The organism is Maricaulis sp. B-26, from assembly GCF_056857855.1.
The window spans coordinates 14,853-34,706 of sequence record NZ_JBSXNX010000020.1 but is presented as its reverse complement, the minus strand read 5'-3'; the positions used below and the strand labels follow the sequence as shown (position 1 = coordinate 34,706).

19 protein-coding genes are annotated in these 19,854 nt (G+C 64.9%); 8 read left to right on the top strand and 11 right to left on the bottom strand.

Translation table 11 applies throughout. The features are described from left to right. Positions 1-2 precede the first annotated feature (2 nt). The 3 genes from AC13HB_RS06730 to AC13HB_RS06720 all read left to right on the top strand — a co-directional run bounded on the left by AC13HB_RS06730 (position 3) and on the right by AC13HB_RS06720 (position 2,914). Complete coding sequence (locus AC13HB_RS06730) at positions 3-620, top strand: nucleotidyltransferase family protein (protein ID WP_482948971.1); 618 nt, start codon at positions 3-5, stop codon at positions 618-620. A 183-nt stretch (positions 621-803) separates the two neighbouring features. Beyond that, entirely contained in the window at positions 804-2,312 is a 1,509-nt protein-coding gene (locus AC13HB_RS06725) for a peptidoglycan-binding protein (protein ID WP_482948970.1), read from the top strand. A 26-nt stretch (positions 2,313-2,338) separates the two neighbouring features. Next, on the top strand, positions 2,339-2,914 hold the full coding sequence (locus AC13HB_RS06720) for a hypothetical protein (RefSeq protein WP_482948969.1): 576 nt from the start codon (positions 2,339-2,341) through the stop codon (positions 2,912-2,914). A 9-nt stretch (positions 2,915-2,923) separates the two neighbouring features. Here the strand turns inward: AC13HB_RS06720 and AC13HB_RS06715 are convergent, their stop codons facing one another. Next, complete coding sequence (locus AC13HB_RS06715) at positions 2,924-3,562, bottom strand: cation efflux transmembrane domain-containing protein (protein ID WP_482948968.1); 639 nt, start codon at positions 3,560-3,562, stop codon at positions 2,924-2,926. Positions 3,563-3,631: 69 nt separating this feature from the next. On the opposite strand from AC13HB_RS06715, the gene AC13HB_RS06710 reads away from it, so the two are divergent. Continuing rightward, positions 3,632-4,066 carry a MerR family transcriptional regulator gene (locus AC13HB_RS06710; protein ID WP_482948967.1) on the top strand — a complete coding sequence of 145 codons (435 nt, stop codon included), beginning with the start codon at positions 3,632-3,634 and terminating at the stop codon, positions 4,064-4,066. Positions 4,067-4,150: 84 nt separating this feature from the next. Further along, entirely contained in the window at positions 4,151-4,552 is a 402-nt protein-coding gene (locus tag AC13HB_RS06705; protein ID WP_482948966.1) for a DUF4279 domain-containing protein, read from the top strand. 124 nt (positions 4,553-4,676) lie between these two features. Here the strand turns inward: AC13HB_RS06705 and AC13HB_RS06700 are convergent, their stop codons facing one another. The 3 genes from AC13HB_RS06700 to AC13HB_RS06690 all read right to left on the bottom strand — a co-directional run bounded on the left by AC13HB_RS06700 (position 4,677) and on the right by AC13HB_RS06690 (position 7,247). After that, positions 4,677-6,005, bottom strand: coding sequence for a hypothetical protein (locus AC13HB_RS06700; protein WP_482948965.1), 1,329 nt, complete (start codon positions 6,003-6,005; stop codon positions 4,677-4,679). Between the two features lie 112 nt (positions 6,006-6,117). Then, positions 6,118-6,639 (bottom strand): GNAT family N-acetyltransferase, encoded by a 522-nt coding sequence (locus AC13HB_RS06695; RefSeq protein ID WP_482948964.1) that lies wholly within the window; start codon positions 6,637-6,639, stop codon positions 6,118-6,120. Then, positions 6,639-7,247, bottom strand: a complete 609-nt coding sequence (locus AC13HB_RS06690) for a DUF1134 domain-containing protein (RefSeq protein WP_482948963.1) — start codon at positions 7,245-7,247, stop codon at positions 6,639-6,641. The genes AC13HB_RS06695 and AC13HB_RS06690 overlap by 1 nt, the downstream gene beginning before the upstream one ends. A 158-nt stretch (positions 7,248-7,405) precedes the next feature. Here AC13HB_RS06690 and AC13HB_RS06685 point away from each other — a divergent pair, with 158 nt between their 5' ends. Then, positions 7,406-8,767 carry a flavin monoamine oxidase family protein gene (locus AC13HB_RS06685; protein ID WP_482948962.1) on the top strand — a complete coding sequence of 454 codons (1,362 nt, stop codon included), beginning with the start codon at positions 7,406-7,408 and terminating at the stop codon, positions 8,765-8,767. Then, positions 8,767-9,903: a C45 family peptidase gene (locus tag AC13HB_RS06680; RefSeq protein WP_482948961.1), complete on the top strand. Its 1,137-nt coding sequence runs from the start codon at positions 8,767-8,769 to the stop codon at positions 9,901-9,903. Before AC13HB_RS06685 ends, AC13HB_RS06680 begins: the two co-directional genes overlap by 1 nt. Here AC13HB_RS06680 and AC13HB_RS06675 read toward each other — a convergent pair. Further along, positions 9,900-11,021: a carbon-nitrogen hydrolase family protein gene (locus tag AC13HB_RS06675; RefSeq protein ID WP_482948960.1), complete on the bottom strand. Its 1,122-nt coding sequence runs from the start codon at positions 11,019-11,021 to the stop codon at positions 9,900-9,902. The genes AC13HB_RS06680 and AC13HB_RS06675 overlap by 4 nt on opposite strands. Positions 11,022-11,310: 289 nt before the next feature. On the opposite strand from AC13HB_RS06675, the gene AC13HB_RS06670 reads away from it, so the two are divergent. Continuing rightward, positions 11,311-13,380 (top strand): M3 family metallopeptidase, encoded by a 2,070-nt coding sequence (locus tag AC13HB_RS06670; RefSeq protein WP_482949176.1) that lies wholly within the window; start codon positions 11,311-11,313, stop codon positions 13,378-13,380. An 87-nt stretch (positions 13,381-13,467) separates the two neighbouring features. Here AC13HB_RS06670 and AC13HB_RS06665 read toward each other — a convergent pair whose 3' ends face one another. The 6 genes from AC13HB_RS06665 to cysG are packed head-to-tail and all read right to left on the bottom strand — an operon-like array spanning position 13,468 to position 19,820. Further along, positions 13,468-14,295, bottom strand: coding sequence for a ferredoxin--NADP reductase (locus AC13HB_RS06665; RefSeq protein ID WP_482948959.1), 828 nt, complete (start codon positions 14,293-14,295; stop codon positions 13,468-13,470). Positions 14,296-14,328: 33 nt separating this feature from the next. After that, positions 14,329-15,351, bottom strand: a complete 1,023-nt coding sequence (locus AC13HB_RS06660) for a cysteine synthase A (RefSeq protein WP_482948958.1) — start codon at positions 15,349-15,351, stop codon at positions 14,329-14,331. Positions 15,352-15,390: 39 nt separating this feature from the next. Then, positions 15,391-16,527 carry a phosphoadenylyl-sulfate reductase gene (locus AC13HB_RS06655; RefSeq protein ID WP_482948957.1) on the bottom strand — a complete coding sequence of 379 codons (1,137 nt, stop codon included), beginning with the start codon at positions 16,525-16,527 and terminating at the stop codon, positions 15,391-15,393. Then, positions 16,514-18,151 (bottom strand): nitrite/sulfite reductase, encoded by a 1,638-nt coding sequence (locus AC13HB_RS06650; RefSeq protein WP_482948956.1) that lies wholly within the window; start codon positions 18,149-18,151, stop codon positions 16,514-16,516. Before AC13HB_RS06650 ends, AC13HB_RS06655 begins: the two co-directional genes overlap by 14 nt. Next, positions 18,151-18,426 (bottom strand): DUF2849 domain-containing protein, encoded by a 276-nt coding sequence (locus AC13HB_RS06645; RefSeq protein WP_482948955.1) that lies wholly within the window; start codon positions 18,424-18,426, stop codon positions 18,151-18,153. The genes AC13HB_RS06650 and AC13HB_RS06645 overlap by 1 nt, the downstream gene beginning before the upstream one ends. Beyond that, positions 18,423-19,820, bottom strand: a complete 1,398-nt coding sequence (cysG, locus tag AC13HB_RS06640; protein ID WP_482948954.1) for a siroheme synthase CysG — start codon at positions 19,818-19,820, stop codon at positions 18,423-18,425. The genes AC13HB_RS06645 and cysG overlap by 4 nt, the downstream gene beginning before the upstream one ends. Positions 19,821-19,854 lie beyond the last annotated feature (34 nt).

Below are 19,854 nucleotides of genomic sequence, written 5' to 3'. Positions count from 1 at the left end.
CGATGGGCGGCGGCAACGGGCTCCGTATCCCGCCGCCGGCCGGGCGCGAGGGCTTCGTCCTCGATGCACTCATGGCCGACCCGGTCGCGGTCGAAGTCCTGCGCCGTGCGCAAGGCATGGGGCTGCCGGATCATGCGCTGATGGCCGGTGCCGTCTACAAGGCGGTCTGGAATGCCATGACCGGCCGTTCGCCGGGCCATGGCGTCAATGATTACGACCTCGCCTATTTCGACCCGTCGGATCTCAGCTATGAGGCCGAGGACCGGGTGATCCGGGCGGCGCGGCCGGTCTTCGCCGATCTGCCGGTGCCGGTCGAGGTGTGCAACCAGGCTCGCGTGCACATCTGGTTCAACGAGAAATACGGGACCGACCGGGCGCCCCTGCGCGATACGGAAGATGCCTTGCGCCACTTCGCCTCCCGGGTCCATTCGGTCGCGGTGCGACTGGATGAGCGGGGGCGTCCGGAGCTTCTGGCGCCGTTCGGGCTTGAGGCGCTTTTCAGCGGCGAAGTGAGGCCGGTTCCGGGCCTGTCCGGGCGGGAGGGCTGGGCCGAAAAATGCCGGTCGCAGGCGAAAATCTGGCCGGAACTGCGCTTTGTCGCCGACACCGATCCCGTGTAGGGCGTATTAAATTCGCGTTATGCGAGAAAACTGTGTCTCCAGGACAACTTGTTGGAGAATAATGGGTTTTCCACCCCAAGTTGACGATTTTTTTCCAGAAACCCGCCCCGGGCGTATGGCCTGCACCGGTTCCGGACGCTAGTATGGTTAACGAGTAGTAAATCGCAACTCGCAGCCAATCGCATGCGGAAGGGGGATCGTCCGGACATGCTCGAACGCGTGACAGCCCTGCTGGCGCAAGCCGCCGCGACCCTCCTCGTGCTGGTGGGTCTGGTTGCGGTGCTGGGCTATTCCCACTCGCGTGCCTATCAGGCGGGTTATTGCGCCGGGCGCTACTGTCCCGAAGAGCAGACGAGCTGGTGGCCCTTCGGCGGCGGCAATTCGCCTGCACCTGCGAACGCGGCCTCGAATACCGGCGGCGCAGTCAATAATCCGGTCAATCCGGTGACGATGAACAATTCCGGCTGGACCGATTACCGCAATCCGGATCCGGCGCCGAATACCGGCGGGAATAGCGGCTATGGCGCGAATTACGGCTATCAGAACAGCTATCAGAACACGCCCTATCAGGGCGGTTCGGGCAGTTTCCCGAGCGTCGGTCTTCCGGTGACGGGCGGCATTGCCGGTCCCGGCGCGACGGTGCGGCCCGGCGGTTCGGGCACCATCCCCTTCTTCCGCACCGATCCCGGCGAGCGGATCTGCGAGAGCAACAGCTACAGTGTCGACGAATCCGCCGAGGCGCGGTGCTGGCTACGCATCGGCGACGCCTATCAGGCGATCGGCCGCATCGATGACGCCCGCGATGCCTGGGACCGTTCGCTCACGGTCGGCTCGCATGCCGGCGGCGCGCAGGCGGCGCTGGTCGCGCATCAGCGTCTGCAGGCCGCCGTGCTCGAACGCTCCTGCCCGACCACGACGCGGTCGCTGGCCCGCATCGCCTATGGCTTCAGCCAGACCGAGGATGACGGCGATATCATCGATCTCGACCTGCGCCAGCGGGCGCTGTCGGCGCTCGGCTATTATTCCGGCGATGTGGACGGCACCTACGGTCCGATGACCCGCCGCTCAGTGCGCGATTTCCAGGGCGATATGGGCTTCGACCAGACCGGCGCCCTGACGCCGTCCGAAACGGTCACGCTGATCTGCCATGCCGCCCTGACCGCCCGCGACAGTCACGCCCAGAACCTGCTCGGCATCATGTTCGCGACCGGGCTCGGCCTGGAGCAGAATATCGATACGGCGCTTGAATGGCTCGAGACGGCCGCCGATCGCGGCCATGGCGGCGCCAATTTCAATCTCGCCCTGATCTACGGCACCGGTACGGTGCAGGGCAGCTATCGCATGTGCGGCCTTGTCGAGAGCCCGGAGCGGGCGGACAGCTATCTGCGCCGTGCGGCGGATCTGGGCCATGAGCGCGCCCAGCGCCTGCGCGATTATGCCGGACGGCGGGGAACGCCCGCCGATCGCTGGTCGCGCATATCCAGCCAGCTGCTGGAGGAGGCCGAGGCCAATGGCGACCGCTTCTATCTCGCCTGGCAGAGACGGGTGGACGAAGTGCGCCGCCAATATGGCGAGGAACTGGAACAGCCGGGTTGTTACCAGGCCGCGTTCGACGACACGGACACGGCCCTGGCCGGCATCACGTCTGGTGCCGGGACGTCCGGCGCGACCGCGGAAGGGGCGGGGCAATGAGTGGGTACAAGAGAAGGAAATCGGCCATGAACAAGGCGGTGATCGTCCTGACGACGGCTATGGCTGTGACAGCCTGTGCAACGGATTCGCCACCGCCTCCGGTCGGTCCGCCACCGCCGCCTCCGCCCATGATGCGCGACACCGTCACCCCGGCGCACGATATGTGCGAGGTCGACACCCTGGCCGGCCAGCGCCTGGACATGCTCGCGGAGATTCACGGCTATCGGGAGGCGATCGGCGCCAATTCCGGCCGGTCCAGCGTTGCGGACACGGAGACGCAGGAACTCATTCTCGCCTTCGAGACCGATCTGGACGCGTCCTACCGATTCGCCACCGCCTCCTGCCGCACCTATAACCGGTGCCTCGAGGAAAACAGTTTCGACGAAAGCCTGTGTCAGGATTCCGCCGCGCTCTGGCACGACGGACAGGATCGTTTCCACGATCTCTCCGAGCGCCTCGCCCTCGTTCGCGAGCGCATCGCGTCGGATTGCCATGACTGCCGCAGCACGGCGTCCCACCCGGACCCGGACCGCCGCCATCATCATGACGATGACGGCGATGGCAGCCTGATGGGATCGGTCTTCTCGACGGGGCCGAACTAATTCAGACGACTACTCCGAGGCGGTTGCGGCCGCCTCGGCCATATGGCGGCGCTCGGCGAGCGCCTTGCCGAAAATCTGCACGGCCGAGCTGACGAAGAGACCCGCCATAAGAGCGGCAGTGATCACGTCCGGCCAGTGCGTGCCCCACCAGGCGACGAGGCCGGCCGAGACCAGGACGGCGATATTGCCGATCGCGTCATTGCGCGAGCACAGCCAGACCGAGCGGACATTTGAGTCTCCGTCGCGCCAGCGCATGAGGATGACCACGCTGGCCAGATTCGCCACCAGCGCCATGACGGCGATGCCGCCCATCAGCCCGGCTTCCGGCACGGTCGCGAAAAAGGCGCGGTAGAGGGCAAGGCCGAGAATGAGCACGCCCATGACCAGCAGGCTCGTCGCCTTGATCATCGCCGCATTGGCGCGCCAGTGCAGCGGTTTGCCGATCACGAAGAGCGACATGCCGTAAGTCGCGGCATCGGCGGCGAAATCGAGCGCATCGGCCTTGAGCGCCTGGGAGTGGGCGGCGGCGCCGGCGATCATCTCGACGAAGAACATGCCCGCATTGATGGCGATGACGGCCCAGAGCGCACGCCGGAAAGCGATGCTGCTCCCGTCGAAGCCATGATCATTTCCGCAACATCCCGACACGTGATTCTCCTTGATCGTGCGTTCGAAAAGGAGCCTAATTCCTATAGCGACTAGAGGTTCAAGCGGAAAATGTCAGATCTTTCCATCGGCAGGCTGTCGAAGCTGAGCGGGGTGAAAATCCCCACCATCCGCTATTACGAAAGCATCGGCATGCTCGCCGAACCGCCCCGTTCGCCGGGCGGACAGCGTCGCTATGACGACAATCATCTGGAACAATTGCGCTTCATCCGCCATGGCCGCGATCTCGGCTTCGGCCTCGACGCTCTGCGCGCCCTGCAGCAGCTGTCCGACACGCCCAACCAGTCCTGCGAAGCCGCCGATGCCATAGCCCGCGCCCAGCTCACCGAAGTTCGTCATCGCATCGCCGGGCTCAAGGCCGTGGAAGCCGAACTCGCCCGCATGGTGGAACGCTGCTCACACGGCGTGGTCGACGAATGCCGGGTGATCCACACCCTGTCCGACCATGGGTTGTGCGAGAGCGATCACGGCAAGGCGGGGGCGTGAGTGAAAAAGCGAAGCAGATTGACGTAGTTCTGCTCCCGGCAAATGGTGTGTATCCGTCTTCTTCGTGTCCCGATTGTTCTCTGAATGGCTGTGTCGATGCCTGTGTCTGATCCAAATCCGATCCGAATTGAAGTTGGGTTCCATACAAACCAAGAAAACGTGAATGAATTCAGAAAATTAGTAGAAATTGAACCGTCGAGGGTATGGGAGAAGCAAAGTGATAGGGCTTTTTCGACGTGGAAGTGGTCAGTGTCAGCGACTGACGAAACGGATGATTCAATAGATTCGGCGATCGCCCAATTTCAGGACGTCGTGGGTTTAATTGCGTCAAACGCGAGGGCGTACCTGGAGAGTCACGCAACTTCTGTATTTGTGATTATTAGGGTGGAGGGCAACGATGAGTTATATGCTTCTCTAACCTTTTCCTCGGAATTGATAGAGGCGGCTGCAAAAATTAAGGCTAGTGTGTCTTTTGTAGTGTGCTGATGGAGCAAAGCTAAGCGCGCACCCCGGTTTTGATCCCATAAAACGGGGGCAACATAAAACGGGGACATGTACCGCATAAAACGGGGACATGTACCGGTACTGAGGCAATCCTGACCCGACCGCCTCAGGTCCGGCCCATCCGGTTTTTCCAGTAGCCGACATCCTCGGCGTATTTGCCGACGATCTCTCCGAGCACGTTTTCCAGCAGCAGGCTGTCGAAACCGATCCATTCGTCCTGGTTGATCTCGTCGATGCTCATCATCGAGCGGCGCAGGAAGATGGCGTAGATGACCAGCAGGCTGATGAAGAGGATGACGAAGATCACGCCGAGATCGGCCAGCCGCGCGCCGGCATCGAAGCCGGTCAGCTCGGTCAGGGCCACGTTGAGCCCGGCCATCACCGCCAGGAAGAGCAGGGGTACGAAGACCAGGTAGTAGCCGGAATTGCGCAGCATCTGGAACATGATGTTCCGCACGAAGCTCTCGATGAAGAAGATGCGCAGGGCGATCCAGAGCACGTTGGTGTGCCATTGCCGCGCCGAATGGGCGAACTTGCTGGCATCGGTTTCCTGACCGACCGTGACCGACTTCGCCTGTCCCGCTGCGGTGCGGAAATGGTCGTTCAGACGGGCCAGATAGCGGGTCACGAAATTGGTCAGCTCGCGGAAGTTATTCCGCTGATACGGCACGTATTCGACGAAATAGATCAGCCACATCAGGAAGGCGGCGCCCAGCGTCGAGACGGCACCGAAAAAGGCCTGGTTGATGTCCGCCGCGCCCATGGTCAGCGGTCCGAGCCGCAGCCCGTCCGACAGGCCCAGCATGCCGTGGATCTCCAGTATGCTGCCGTCATTATAGAGCAGGTTGATGACCAGCACGGTCGCGATGATGGTCGAGAAGACGACGGTCAGCTTGCGTACATTCGCATTGATGATGCGGCGCATCTCGTTGAGCAGGTAGAGCGCACCGTGATCGACGGGGAAATAGCTGGCTATGACCGCGCCTTCCTCGTCCTCGTAGAGATTTTGCGGATTGGCGGAGATTTTCACCCGCCCGTTCAGGAAATCCGAGCCCTGCTTGTAATAATCCTCGGCGACTTCTTGCGTCAGTTCGCTGGGGACCTGGATATAACCCACCTTCACGGCCAGCCAGTGAAACAGCAGGCCGGACCGGTTCATGTGGCTGCGTTCGTGCTCGAAGCCGGAGCCCAGCACCGTCTCGGTCTCGGTCCTGTGACGCGTCGCACGCGACAGGGCCGCCCAGGCGCTCGGTCCCATATGAGCCGGGCGTACGGTACCCGGACTGGCGCGGGTCACGGCTTTCAGGCCGAATACTCGGCCGAGCGGTTTGAGGATGGGGCCGAAGAGACGCCCGAGCATCTGCAGCGGTATCTGCCGGGCCAGCAGCAGAACGAACAGTGCGCCGATGCTGACGAGTAGAATGATACCGCTCATGAAATCCCCCAGACACGGCGCCGGGCGCCGTTACTACCAACGCAAGAAGTATGGCATTTTCACGCGCATGCGTGGAAGGGGGAAGGTGGTTAATTGCGTCCCGTGAGGCAGGCTAAACGCCGTCGAAAGCGGGATGATAGTGCGCAACTGCAGGAGCGGGGAGCGAGGTTGTCTTACCTTGCAGTCCCTGGACCTGGAAGGCGTCGCCGGTCTTGCCCTCCGGATCGGCGGACCAGGTCCAGTCCGACCGGGCCGCCGGCTCGAAGCCGAAGCGGCCGTAATACGCCGGTTCGCCGAGCACGACGCAGAAGGGGGCACCGAGCGTTCTTACAAAATCGAGCCCGGCCTCGACGACAGCCTGGCCGATACCCTGACGCTGCCGGCCGGGCAGGACCGCAACCGGGGCGAGGCCGAGCCCGTAGAGCGGTTCGCTGCCTGCGATCTCGGCTTCGACCGGTGAAAACAGGGCCGTGGCGACGATCTGGCCATGGTCTTCCGCGACCAGTTCGAGCGTATCCGCCTCGGCAGCACGAAGCGCGGCGACGAGCCGCGCTTCGCTGGCCGTGGGAAAGGCGGATTTGAGGACCGCGTCTATGCCCGGATAATCATCCGGTTCGGCGGGCCTGACCTGCATCAGAAGGGCAGCCAGGCGCGGCGGCGCGAATAGGCCAGATAGCCGATATTGGCACCGGCGCGGAAGCCGACGCCGGATCGGATCGGCGCCAGGGTTATGTCGTCGGCGCGCTGATAGTTCACGCCCATCCCGGCCACGAAATAGGCGGAGCCCTCAACGCCCGGGAATCGCTGATAGAGGCGATCGACATCGTCGAGATTGTAGACCAGCACGAAGACCCGGCTGGCATTGCCGCCGGCATCGAAGCCGACGGACGGGCCGCGCCAGTAGACCTTGTGCCGTCCGCCGTCCTTCAGGGTGAGATAGCCTTCGCCATAGCGCAGGCCCACGCCGATCGCACCGGCGACTTCCTCGCCGGCGACATAGCCGACCGGACGTCCCAGATCGTCGAAGACGCGCTCGAGGACGCTGGCCGCAGCCTCGGCGGTGACGCCGAAAAAGTCGGATACGGCATCCACCATCTCGTCCTGGGAATAGGTGTCGACGGGTTCGGAGTACTCGCTGGGCTGGCCGTAATCGGTTTCCTGTGCGAGGCCGGGTGCGGCGATCCCGCCCGGCATGGCCAGGCCGAGTGCCAGCGTGGCACAGAGCGTAAAGAGGGGACGCATGGCAAGTCTCCTTCGAATGGCTTCAACGGCCGTGATGACGAACAAATAAGGCGACAGAGGGACGAAACGGTTATCGCTTCCTTAAGATGCCGTGACGAGGCTCGCACGCAAAGGCATTTCCGGGCCGGATTTCGCGACCCAGGATCAAGGGGGGCTTAATGGGGACGGTAAAATCGAGCGATATCATCGTGATCGGTGCGGGACTGTCCGGCCTGCGCGCGGCGCAGCTTCTGGCCGGGCGCCATGACGTCGTCGTGCTGGAAGCGCGCGACCGGGTCGGCGGACGGGCGATGGCGCACGGTTTCGACAATGGCGATACGGTCGATGTCGGCGGCCAGTGGGTCGGTCCGGGCCAGGACAGGCTCTATGCGCTGATCGAGGCGCTGGGGATGGAGACCTATCCGCTCTGGGATACCGGCGACCGCTTGATCCACAACCGAAACAAGCTGGGCCGCTATACCGGCACGATCCCCGGGCTCGCTCCGCACATTCTGCTCAATGTGCATCTGATGATGAGCCGGTTCGACGCCATGGCCGCGCAGATCGATCCTGCCGCCCCCTGGTCCCACCCGAAGGCCGGGCTCTGGGACCGGATGACGGTGGCGGAATGGATGCGCAAACAGTCCTTCTCCTCGCGCGCCTTCGACATTTTCGCCGTCGGGATCGGGGCGGTGTTCGCGGCCGAGCCGCATGAGGTCTCCCTCTTGCACGCGCTTTTCTACGCCCGCGCCGGAACCTCTCTGGACAATCTCGTCTCGACGACGGGCGGGGCGCAGCAGGACCGGGTACACGGCAATATGGCCGGTATCGCAGACCGTCTCGCCGCCGGGCTTGGCGACCGCGTCCGTCTGTCCGAGCCCGTAAAGCAGATCGCCTGGGGCGATGACGGCGTTGCCGTCACCACACAGGCTGGGCGCTACGCGGCCCGCCGCGCCATCCTCGCCCTGCCGCCCAACCAGGCCATGCGCATCGACTTCGATCCGGTCCTTCCGGCCGGGCGCGCGGGACTCTGGCTGCGCATGCCGCCGGGGGCCTGCATCAAATGCGTCGCGCAATACGAAACGCCCTTCTGGCGCGAGGAGGGGCTGGCCGGACAGGCTGTCGGGCCGGACCTCGAGGTCCGGGTCACCTTCGACAATACCGAAGCGGGCAAATCGGCAGGTCAGCTGCTCGGCTTCATCGAAGGCGATCATGCGCGCAAATGGTCGGCCCGGCCGACGGAAGAGCGCAAGGCCGCCGTGCTCGACGCGTTTGCGGCCTATTTCGGAGAGGCGGCGCGCCAGCCCATCGATTATGTCGATCAGGACTGGACCGCCGAACAATACTCGCGCGGCTGCTATGCTGCCCTGATGGGGCCGGGCGTCTGGACGACATACGGACATGATCTGCGCGAACCGCTGGGGCCGATACATATGGCCGGCACGGAGACGGCGCAGCATTATTTCGGCTATTTCGAAGGCGCCCTAGAGGCGGCCGAACGGGCCGTCCGCGAGGTCGACGCTGCCCTGGAGACAGGCTGATGTGCGATACGCTCGCCATAAAGCGGCCGGACGGGATCTGGCTGGCGAAGAATTCCGACCGGGAAGCCGCCGAGCCGCAACTGGTCGAGCGCCATGCCGCCGTGTGCGGCGATAGCGAGTCCCGGCTGGCCTGCACCCATATCGAGATCGAGCAGGTCCCGGACCGCCATGCCGTCATTATTTCCCGTCCGTCCTGGATGTGGGGCGCGGAAATGGGCGTCAACGAGCACGGCGTCGCCATCGGCAATGAGGCGATCTTCTCGAACCGCGTGATGAAAAAGGGCAAGGCCCTGCTCGGCATGGACCTCCTGCGGCTCGGCCTGGAGCGCGGCGCCACGGCCCAGGAAGCGGCCGGCGTCATCATCCGGCTGCTCGAACAGTACGGGCAGGGCGGTCCGGCGGGGTATCGCAACAAGTCGTTCCGTTACGACAATTCCTTCCTGATCGCCGATCCGTCTCAGGCGCTGGTACTGGAGACCTGCGGTCGCGACTGGGTGATCAAGATGGTGCGGGACCACTGGTCGATCTCGAACACCTATACCGTCGGGTCCGATATCGCGATGAAGTCGGAGCAGGCACCGTCCAATGGCTTCGCCGAGGGATGCGAGACCTGGCTCCTGCCGCGCTTCGGTCATGCCGGCGAGCGGCTGGCCTGTTCGCGGGCGGCTCTGGATGCGCTGCGCGGCGAGGCCGTGAGCTTCGAGGCGATCGCCGCCATCCTGCGCACGCACGATCGCGGAGACGGGTTCAGCCGGGGCTCCAATCGCGATCTCTGCATGCATGCGGGCGGGCCTTTCCGGCCCAGTCACTCGACTGCGTCCATGATGGTCAAGCTGGTGCCGGGCGAAGCGCCGCGCCTTCTCATGACCGGGAGCAAGACGCCCTGCATCTCGCTGTTCCGGCCAGTCGCGTTCGAGGGTGGTTTTTCCGTCCTCGATCCGCAGGTGTGGCCACGCTCTGCCGAGCGGCACGAGGCGATGGCCCGCGACCGGGAGGCGCGCGAGACGCTGCAGGCGCGCCTGGCCGTGGCCGAGGGGCGGATATTCCCGCTGGTCGAGGCCGGCGAAGCCGGAACGGCCGAGGCTTTCGTTCAAGCCTGGGACGAGCACGACCTGGCCGTGACGGACGCGGACTAGCGCGTCAGCGGCAGGACCGAGATCGACGCACCGGTCAGGTCGCCGTCGATGACGGCGCCGTCCTCGGTGACGAGAATATTGGCGCCGTCCGATCCGAGATCCCAGAGATTGCCCCGCAGGAAGGCGGTCGCTCCGAAGCGGGCACCGCTGTCAGGCATGCGCCCGGCCAGGGCGTGGGTCATCCAGGCTTCGCCTTCGGTGACGTCTTCGGCGGCCTCCGGCGCGACATCCTCCGGCCAGCCGGTCGTATAACCGTGCCAGGCCTCGTTCCAGATGTCCGAGGGCTGAAGGAAAGCGGGAACCGCGACGATCTCCGCACCGCCGCTTGCGAGGCTGGCATAGAGTTCCGGGTGCCAGCTGTCGGCGCAGATCAGCACGCCCAGACGTCCGGCGGGCGTCTCGAAAACGGGCAGGTTTTCGGCCGGCCAGCTGGCCGTGAAACCGGCCTCGGACGGGATGGGATTGGTCTTGCGGACCAGGGCGGGCGCGATCGTGCCGTCCGGATTGAATACCGCAGTCGTATTGTAGAGCGGACCCTGTCGAAGCCGGAGCGCTCCGTTCTCGATCGCCGGATCGGGCAGGACGATCGATCCGGCCACGACAGTCACGCCGTATTCCTCCGCCAGGCCTCCGAAGACGGTCTGGTAGTCGCGGGCCATGCGGGGCGCTCGCATGCGGAAGATCGCCGCTTCCACGCGGTCGGTTTCGTCCGAATTGATAAGGGCGCCGAGAAAGGGTAGCGGGCTGGCGATCAGCAGCGGCGCCATGGCGCCGGCCGTCGTCCCGGCCCCGAAGCTCGCGGCCGGAGCTCCGGAGGCGACCAGCCAGGTCCCGGCATGTTCGGGAAATACGACGATGCTGCCTTCCGTCAGTGCGCCGCCGTCGCGTGCGGCATCGAGATAGGCAGCAAGGCGCTCGCGCAGGTGCGCGGCGCTCTGGTAGTGGCCCTGTTCCAGCCATGGCTGGACGGCGACCAGATTGGGTTCGTCGCCATGGGCCTGCGGCAGGGTGGACAGATGGAGGTCCGTTTCCACGGGGCTATTGGCCGGCGTGCGGTAAATGCCCCAGAGCCCACCCAGGCAAAGCGCGACGAAGAGACACAGCAAGAGCATGCGCATGGCGGAACCGTCCTTGAACCCGTTGAGATCACCGCAGGATTGGCGTTTCGCGCGTCGCGATCAAGTCGCCATGGCTCTCGTCAGGTCCCCGGCTGCCGCAATATGGTGAATTCTTCATTTTGGCGAAGACCGGCCATTGGCTAGTGTGCAGGCAGTTTTTCCCTGGGGAGCGATTGAAATGCGCAAACTTATGATGATCTCCGCGAGCGCGGCCGCGATCTTTGCCGCGGCCTGCACGCCGGAGGCCACCGAGTCGACCGAAGCCGACAACGCCGAACAGCACGACACCATGACCGATGCGGCGGCGATCGAGAACCCGCTGCTGGCCGAATGGACGGGCCCTTATGGCGGCACGCCGGACTTCGACACGGCCAGCCTGGACGATCTGCGTCCGGCTCTGGAAGCCGCGATGGAGATGAACCTCGCCGAGATCGAGGCGATCGCGAACAATCCGGAAGCGCCGACCTTCGAGAATACAATCGTCGAGATGGAACGGGCCGGCGACGAGCTGGGCCGCGTCTTCAGCTATTGGGGTATCTGGTCGTCCAACATGTCGACTCCGGAATTCCGGTCCATCCAGGCCGAGATGGCGCCGCAGCTCTCCGCCTTCTTCTCGCAGATCACCCAGAACCAGGACCTCTTCGCCCGCGTCCGCGCGGTCTATGAAGGCGAGGAAATGGCCTCCCTGCGTCCGGACCAGCAGCGTCTCGTCCAGCTGACCTATGACGGTTTCGCCCGCAATGGCGCGACGCTGGAAGGCGTGGCCGCCGAGCGCTATGCGGCGATCAACCAGCGACTGGCCGAGCTGCACACCACCTTCTCGAACAATGTCCTCAATGACGAAGAATCCTATGTGACCTTCATCAGCGAGGACCAGCTCTCCGGCCTGCCGCAGAACGTGATCGACGCGGCTGCGGCGGCGGCCGAGTCGCGGGGCCGTGAGGGCGAGTACGCCATCACCAATACGCGGTCCTCGATGGACCCCTTCCTGACCTTCTCGGACGAGCGCGATCTGCGCGAGCAGGTTTGGCGGACCTATTACAATCGCGGCAATAACGGCGACGAGTTCGACAATAACGAACTCATCCTCGAAATCCTCGCCCTGCGCGACGAGCGTGTCGGTCTTCTGGGCTACGACAATTACGCCCAGTGGCGTCTGGAAGACCGCATGGCCGGCAATCCGGAAAACGCCATGGCGCTGATGGAAGGCGTCTGGGCGGCGGCCACGGCGCGCATCGACGAGGAAGTCGCCGACATGCAGGCCCTCGCCGACGAGCGCGGCGACGACATCACCATCGCCCCCTGGGATTATCGCTACTATGCCGAGAAAGTGCGCCAGGCGCGCTACGATCTCGATAGCGACGAGGTGAAGCAGTACCTCCAGCTTGAGAACCTGCGCGAAGGCATGTTCTACGTCGCCGGCGAACTCTTCGGCTTCGACTTCACCGAGCTCGAGGAAGGCACGGTTTCCGTCTGGCACCCGACCGTTCGCGTCTGGGAAGTCACCGATCGCGAGACCGGCGAGAATATCGGTCTGTGGTATCTCGATCCCTTCGCCCGCCAGGGCAAGCGTTCGGGCGCCTGGGCCAATTCCTTCCGCTCGCACACCACGTTCGACGGCGAGGACAATGTCCTGGCCACGAACAATTCCAACTTCGTCGAGCCGGCACCGGGCGAGCCCGTCCTGGTGTCCTGGGACGATGCGGAGACCTTCTTCCACGAATTCGGTCACGCCCTGCACTACCTGTCCTCGAACGTCGCCTATCCGACGCTCAATGGCGGCGTGCGCGACTATACCGAGTTCCAGTCCCAGCTCCTCGAGCGCTGGCTGCTGACCGATCCGGTGGTCGAGAACTATCTCGTCCATGTCGAGACCGGCGAGCCGATGCCGCAGGAACTGATCGACCGCATCCGTGCGGCGGCGAATTTCAACCAGGGCTTTGCCACCGGCGAATATCTGGCCTCGGCGCTGATGGACATGGTCTACCACACGACCGATCCGGCCGAGATCGAGGACGTCCAGGCCTTCGAGGCGGAAACGCTCGAGAATCTGGGCATGCCGGACGAGATCGTCATGCGTCACCGCTCGACGCAGTTCGGTCACATCTTCTCCGGTGAAGGCTATTCGGCCGGCTATTACGGCTATATGTGGGCCGACGTCCTGACCTCGGACGCCGCCCAGGCCTTCGAGGAAGCGGGCAGCTATTACGATCCGGTCGTCTCCGGCCGTCTGGTCGAATATCTCTTCGCCCCGCGCAACTCGATCGACCCGGCCGAGGCCTACCGCCTCTTCCGCGGCCGCGACGCCGAAGTCTCCGCCCTGATGCGCGACCGCGGCTTCCCGGTCACCGGCGAATAAGCCGGCGCATCATCGCAAATAAGAAGGGGGAGCCTCGCGGCTCCCCCTTTTTGTTTTCGGCGAATTGAACGGAAGACCAAATCGCGATCAGTCCGTCGCCACGAAGGCCTTTTCGACGACGAAATCGGCCGGGGCCGCGTTGGAGCCTTCGACGAAGCCGCGGTCGAGGCAGATCTGGCGGGTGTCCTTCAGCAGGCCTTCCGAGCCGCAGATCATCACGCGGTCACACTCCGGGTCGAAGGCGGGCACGCCGAGGCGGTCGAAGAGTTCGCCGGAATTGATCATGTCGGTGACGCGGCCCTTTACCGGTCCCTCTTCGCGGGTGACCGAGGTGAAGTGGACCAGTTTTTCGCGGGCGAATTCGCCGATCAGCTCGTCGGACTTCACCGCCTCGACCAGCTCGTTGCCATAGGCGAGCTCGGCGCTTTCGCGGCAGGTATGGGTGAGGATGACTTCCTCGAACTTCTCATAGGTCTCCGGGTCGCGGATCAGGCTGGCGAAAGGCGCGATGCCGGTGCCGGTGGAGATCATGTAGAGCCGCTTGCCCGGCTTGAGCGCGTCGAGCACGAGCGTGCCCGTGGGCTTGCGGCCGAGCAGGACTTCATCGCCTTCCTTGATGTGCTGGAGGCGCGAGGTAAGCGGGCCGTCCTGGACCTTGATCGAGAAGAAATCCAGCGCTTCGTCCCAGAAGGGGCTGGCGATGGAATAGGCGCGCAGCAGCGGTTTCCCGTCTTCCTTGGGCAGGCCGATCATGACGAATTCGCCCGAGCGGAAGCGGAAGGCATCCGGCCGCGAAATGCGGAAATGGAAAAGACGATCCGTATAATGCTTCACCTCGAGCACGGTCTCGATGGTGTAGGGACCCGGCTTGGCCGGGATGGCATTCGTCTTCGCTGCGGTAGCAGTCTGGGTCATGGCGTCATCAACTCGATTGTTTCAAGGAACGGCTCAGGCCGTTTCTCGCGGCGCTTCGGTATCCGTCCAGGGCGGAACGGGCAAGCCCCGGCTGGCGAGGAATTCCGGATTGAACAGCTTGCCGGCATAGCGGGCACCGCTGTCGCACAGCATGGTTACGATCGTCTTGCCCGGTCCCAGATCGCGGGCGAGCCGCATGGCCCCGGCGATATTGACGCCGGCCGAGCCGCCCAGGGAGAGGCCTTCCGTCTTCACCAGGTCGAACAGCACGGGCAACATGTCCGCATCCTCGATCCGGTAGGCATGGGTGACCTCGAGGCCTTCCAGATTTCCGGTGATGCGGCCGACGCCGATGCCTTCGGTGATGGAGGAGCCTTCGCCCTTCAGCTCGCCCTCGGTGAAATAGCTGTAGAGCGAGGCGCCCGCCGGATCGGCCACGCCGATGGCGATATCGGATTTGAATGCGCGCAGCCCGGCCGCTGTGCCGGCCAGCGTGCCGCCTGTGCCGGCTGCGCAGATGAAGCCGTCGACCTTGCCGCCGGTCTGTTCCCAGATTTCCGGTGCCGTCGTCTTTTCGTGGGCACGGCGATTGGCCGGATTGTCGAACTGGTCCGCCCAGATCGCGCCGGCCGGGTTGGTCTCGTTGAGCTCTTCGGCGAGACGGCGCGAATAGTGGACGAAGTGGTTGGGGCTGGAGAAGGGCGCCGCATCGACCTCGATCAGGCGCGCGCCGAAGGAGCGGATGACCTGTTTCTTCTCCTCCGACTGGGTGCGCGGCATGACGATGATCACGTCATAGCCCAGCGCCCCGCCGACCAGGGCGAGGCCGATCCCGGTATTGCCGGCCGTGCCTTCCACGATGGTGCCGCCGGGACGCAGCGCGCCGGAGGCTTCCGCCTCGCGGACGATATTGAGCGCGGCGCGGTCCTTTACCGAGCCGCCCGGATTGAGGAATTCGGCCTTGCCGAGAATCTCGCAGCCGGTCGCTTCGGACGGGCCGACGAGCCGGATCAGCGGCGTCTGGCCGATCAGGTCGAGTACAGGTCTGTCAGACACGGGGCGTGCCCTTTCACTTTCGGTCGAACGGGATGCGGATTATTCGGCGGCGATTTCCGCCGGAGTATGGATACCACATTCCGTCTTGTCCTGGCCGAACCAGCGGCCCGACCGCACATCGCTGTCATCGCGGGCCGGAGCCGTGCAGGTCCAGCATCCGATGGAGGCATATCCCATATCCGTCAGCGGGTGACGCGGCAAATCGAAGCGGTTGAAATATGCGTGAACACGCTCGCCGTCCCAGTCCACGAAGGGGTTCACGCGGACATGGCCGTTGAGCTGTTCGGCGACAGGCAGGGCGAGGCGCTCGCCGCCATGGAAGCGTTTACGGCCGGTGATGAGGGCATCGTAATCCCCGAGCACGCGATCGAGCGGACGCACCTTGCGCAGGGCGCAGCAGGCGTCGGCATCGCGGCGCCAGAGACGGTCGTCGCCGTCTTCCTCGGCGACTTCCCCGGCGTCCGGCTGGATGATGCGGATATTGGTCAGGCCGAGACGTTCTTCCAGCGTGCGCCGGTATTGCTCGGTCTGCGCGAAGAGGCGGCCCGTATCGAGGAAGATGACCGGCGTGGCGGGATCGATCTCGGCCACCATGTGCAGACCGACGGCGGCTTCCGCCCCGAAGGAGGACAGGATGGCGATGCGTCCGCGCCAGGTCCTGTTGATGGCGTCGTCGAGAATCTCCATCGCTTCGAGTTCGCGATAACGGGCATTGAGGGTTCTCAGGTCGGGCAGGGTCTTCGCCGCGCCGCCGCCGGCACGCGCGGCTTCCAGCCGGCGCAGATAGAGCGGCATACGGATATCGCTGGCAGGCTGGTAGGCGAGCGGGAAGCGTGAACGGGCCTTCAGCCAGTCGGCATCCCGGTCGCGCCGGTCCGGCAGGACCTCGTCGAAGCCGACCCGGCGCAGATGCGGCGCCTGGTCCGGGATGAGATTGCCGACGGCGCGCAGCTGCCCGGTATAGCCCAGCCGGGTGCGCAGCTGGCTCGCCAGGCTGAACCCGCGCCCGTCATTGAATTTGCCGAAGCGGATGTCGACGCGCACCGCGCCGGCGATTTCGCCGGCAGCCTCGTTCCAGTCGGCATCGCCGTCGAGCACGACGGCATGGCCGCCGCCGGCCTCGAGGCCGGCATCGGCGTGCGAATCGGTGGCGGGGCGGGGATCAAGCTTCAGCATAAACGGCCTCCTTGAAGGCATCGGCGCCAACGCGGCGCAATGTGTCGATGAAGCGTTCTTCACCGGTACGAATGTCGAGATAGGTTTTGAGAATGCGGGCGATCGCGCCGGGCACGTCCTCGCCGGCCAGTCCCTTGCCGGCGATGGCACCGATCGAAGCATCCGAGCCGAAGGCCCCGCCCAGCGTGATCTGGTAGAATTCCTCGCCGCGCTTGTCGACGCCGAGCACGCCGATATGGGCGACGTGATGGTGTCCGCAGGCATTGATGCAGCCGGAAATCTTGATCGTCACATCGCCAGCCGCTTCGCTCAGGCCTTCCGTCTCCAGGGTTTGCGAGATGGCCTGGGCGACGGGGATGGAGCGGGCATTGGCGAGATTGCAATAGTCGAGGCCCGGGCAGGCCACGATGTCGGTGGCGAGACCGGCATTGGGCGTCGCGAGACCGGCATCCTGCAGGCTGCGCCATACGGTTTCCAGGTGCTGGTTGCGGACATGGGGCAGGATGAGATTCTGCTCCGGCGTGACGCGCAGCTCGTCGAATCCGTAATGCGCGGCGAGGTCGGCGACGATGTCCATCTGGTCGGCCGTCGCATCGCCCGGCGTACCGCCGACCGGCTTGAGCGAGATCACCACGCTGGAAAGACCGGCGCGCCGGTGGTCGCGGCGATTGCGGGCGAGCCAGCGTGCGAAGCCGGGCTCCTGCGTCTCCGGAACCGGCGCCGGGTCGGGCACCGAAGGGGCGGAGAAGAAGCCGCGGATCCGCGCGATCTCGGCGTCTGGCAGTTCCAGTTCGCCATGGCGGATGTCGGCCCATTCCGCTTCGGTCTGGCGGGCAAACTCCTGAGCGCCGAGCGCCTCGACGAGGATCTTGATCCGTGCCTTGTAGAGATTGTCCCGGCGACCGTGCTGATTGTAGACGCGCAGGATGGCAGTCAGATAGGAGAGCAGATCCTTCGGCGCGAGGAAGTCGCGAATCTTCTGCGCCAGGCGCGGGGTGCGCCCTTGGCCGCCGCCGACCCAGACCTCGAACCCGGTCTCGCCGGTCTCGCCGCGCACGATCTGCAGGCCGATATCATGCACGCGAAGACCGGCACGGTCCTCGGCGGCGCCATTGACGGCGATCTTGAACTTGCGCGGCAGGAAGCTGAATTCCGGGTGGAAGGTGGACCATTGCCGGATGATCTCGGCCCAGGGGCGGCTGTCCTCGATCTCGTCCGAGGCCGCGCCTGCGAAGGGGTCGGCGGTCGTGTTGCGGATGCAGTTGCCCGACGTCTGGATGGCGTGCATCTCGACATCGGCGAGCGCGGTGAGAATGTCGGGGATATCGGTCAGGGCCGGCCAGTTGTACTGGATGTTCTGGCGCGTCGTGAAATGCCCGTAGCCGCGATCATAGCGGCGGGCGATTTCGGCCAGGGTGCGCATCTGGCGCGCATTGAGCGTGCCGTACGGGATAGCTACGCGCAGCATATAGGCATGCAGCTGGAGATAGACGCCGTTCATCAGGCGCAGCGGCTTGAACTCGTCCTCGCTCAGACGGCCGTCGAGGCGGCGCGCGACCTGGTCGCGGAATTCCTCGATCCGTTCGCGCACGAGGGCGTGATCGTATTCGTCGTACTGATACATCAGGAGGCCTTCAGGAGCTGGGTCGTGCCGGCGGACGGGCCGGCGAGGCGGATGCTTTCGCGGCGCCATTTCTGGCCCGCCGGTCCGCTCGCATCGAGATCGATCAGATAGGGGCCCACGGCGATGCCGCTCTCGGCTTCCGCGGCAATGAGGACGTCCTTCGCGGCCTCCTCATCGAGGCGTACGGCGTCGGTCAGTGCACTCGACCAGCCGCCCTCCGCCGTGCGGTAGATGACGCGGCCATCGGTGAGACGGTTTGCGGTGACGGTCTTCATGCCGACTGCTCCAGCTCGGTTTGCGGCTTTCCGGCATGGGCGGCGGCTGAAGCGAGGCTCTCGCCGACCATGATCACGGCGGGACCGGTCACGCGCTCGCGCTCGACCAGGGCGGCCAGTTCGCCGAGCGTGCCGAAGACGCGGCGTTCGCTGTCCAGCGTGCCGTTCTCGATGATGGCGAGCGGGGTCTGCGGGCTGCGCCCGGCACCGATCAGCTTGCGTTCGATCTCCGGCGCAGCGCCGACGCCCATATAGAAGACGGCGGTCGCATTGGCGGCGGACAGGGCTGTGTAGTCGGCATCCGGGCCGTCCTGCTTCACAACGCCCGAGGCGAAGGTGACGGACTGGGCATGATCGCGATGGGTCAGCGGAATGCCCGCCGAAGCGGCGCAGGCCATGGCTGCGGTAATGCCGGGCGTGACCTCGACGGCGATGCCGGCCGCGCGAACCTGGTCCAGTTCCTCGCCTCCGCGCCCGAAGATGAAGGGATCGCCGCCCTTGATGCGGACCACGCGCTGTCCCTTGCGGGCCTCGCGGATCAGGATGTCGCCGATCTCTTCCTGGGGAACCTTGTGGTGCCCCTTGGACTTGCCGACATCGATGCGCAGGGCATCGCGGCGGGCAAGATCGAGCACGCCCTCGCTGACCAGTCGGTCGTGCACGATCACGTCGGCTTCGCGCAGGAGGCGGGCGGCCTTGATCGTCAGAAGGTCGGGATCGCCCGGACCGGCACCGACGAGATGGACAATGCCGGTCCGTTCGGCGGTGTCGCCATTGAGCTCGCGCAGCATAGCACGCCGGGCGCCGGCCCGGTCGCCGGACAGGGCCAGATCCCGGGCTTCGCCGCGCAGGGCACGTTCCCAGAAGGCGCGCCGGTCGTCGAAGCGGCCGAGGACGGTCTTCACGGTGGTCCGCAATTCGCGGGCGAGATCGGCCAGCATGCCGATGCGGGCCGGCAATACCTGTTCGATGGCGGCGCGCAGATCGACCGAGAGCACCGGGGCAGCACCGCCGGAGGCGATGGAGACGACGATGCCGTCACGATCGACGATGGCGGGGGTCTGGAAATCGGACGCGGCGGGGCTGTCGACGATATTGACCGGAACGCCCAGGCGCCGCGCCGTACGGGCAAGCCGGTCGATCTGCCGGGGCTCGCCGCCGGCGATGAAAAGGAGAGTCGCGCCCCGCAGATCCCGCCGTGTCGGCATACGACGTTCGAGCTTCGCATACTGGGCAATATCCGAAGGGACAGGATCGTTCGTATTGCCGGTGAACCACTTCAACCGGGCTGGGGAAGCTACGAAGAGACGGGCTTTCGGCTCCGCCATCGGGCCTGAACCGACGACAATGATGGTCTTTCCATCCAGGGGTATCGAAGCGGGGAACGTTTGCATGTGTCTCTAACCGATCCTGCGCCTGCGTGGCGCG

What these genes read in the sequence shown, in the direction of transcription:
- AC13HB_RS06730 (WP_482948971.1), top strand. Translation starts at nt 3, where the DNA reads ATGGGCGGCGGCAACGGGCTCCGTATCCCGCCGCCGGCCGGGCGCGAG.
- AC13HB_RS06670 (WP_482949176.1), top strand. Translation starts at nt 11,311, where the DNA reads ATGACCGATGCGGCGGCGATCGAGAACCCGCTGCTGGCCGAATGGACG.
- AC13HB_RS06665 (WP_482948959.1), bottom strand. Translation starts at nt 14,295, where the DNA reads ATGACCCAGACTGCTACCGCAGCGAAGACGAATGCCATCCCGGCCAAG.
- AC13HB_RS06710 (WP_482948967.1), top strand. Translation starts at nt 3,632, where the DNA reads ATGTCAGATCTTTCCATCGGCAGGCTGTCGAAGCTGAGCGGGGTGAAA.
- AC13HB_RS06705 (WP_482948966.1), top strand. Translation starts at nt 4,151, where the DNA reads ATGGCTGTGTCGATGCCTGTGTCTGATCCAAATCCGATCCGAATTGAA.
- AC13HB_RS06680 (WP_482948961.1), top strand. Translation starts at nt 8,767, where the DNA reads ATGTGCGATACGCTCGCCATAAAGCGGCCGGACGGGATCTGGCTGGCG.
- AC13HB_RS06655 (WP_482948957.1), bottom strand. Translation starts at nt 16,527, where the DNA reads ATGCTGAAGCTTGATCCCCGCCCCGCCACCGATTCGCACGCCGATGCC.
- AC13HB_RS06695 (WP_482948964.1), bottom strand. Translation starts at nt 6,639, where the DNA reads ATGCAGGTCAGGCCCGCCGAACCGGATGATTATCCGGGCATAGACGCG.
- AC13HB_RS06720 (WP_482948969.1), top strand. Translation starts at nt 2,339, where the DNA reads ATGAACAAGGCGGTGATCGTCCTGACGACGGCTATGGCTGTGACAGCC.
- AC13HB_RS06675 (WP_482948960.1), bottom strand. Translation starts at nt 11,021, where the DNA reads ATGCGCATGCTCTTGCTGTGTCTCTTCGTCGCGCTTTGCCTGGGTGGG.
- AC13HB_RS06725 (WP_482948970.1), top strand. Translation starts at nt 804, where the DNA reads ATGCGGAAGGGGGATCGTCCGGACATGCTCGAACGCGTGACAGCCCTG.
- AC13HB_RS06700 (WP_482948965.1), bottom strand. Translation starts at nt 6,005, where the DNA reads ATGAGCGGTATCATTCTACTCGTCAGCATCGGCGCACTGTTCGTTCTG.
- AC13HB_RS06690 (WP_482948963.1), bottom strand. Translation starts at nt 7,247, where the DNA reads ATGCGTCCCCTCTTTACGCTCTGTGCCACGCTGGCACTCGGCCTGGCC.
- cysG (WP_482948954.1), bottom strand. Translation starts at nt 19,820, where the DNA reads ATGCAAACGTTCCCCGCTTCGATACCCCTGGATGGAAAGACCATCATT.
- AC13HB_RS06650 (WP_482948956.1), bottom strand. Translation starts at nt 18,151, where the DNA reads ATGTATCAGTACGACGAATACGATCACGCCCTCGTGCGCGAACGGATC.
- AC13HB_RS06685 (WP_482948962.1), top strand. Translation starts at nt 7,406, where the DNA reads ATGGGGACGGTAAAATCGAGCGATATCATCGTGATCGGTGCGGGACTG.
- AC13HB_RS06645 (WP_482948955.1), bottom strand. Translation starts at nt 18,426, where the DNA reads ATGAAGACCGTCACCGCAAACCGTCTCACCGATGGCCGCGTCATCTAC.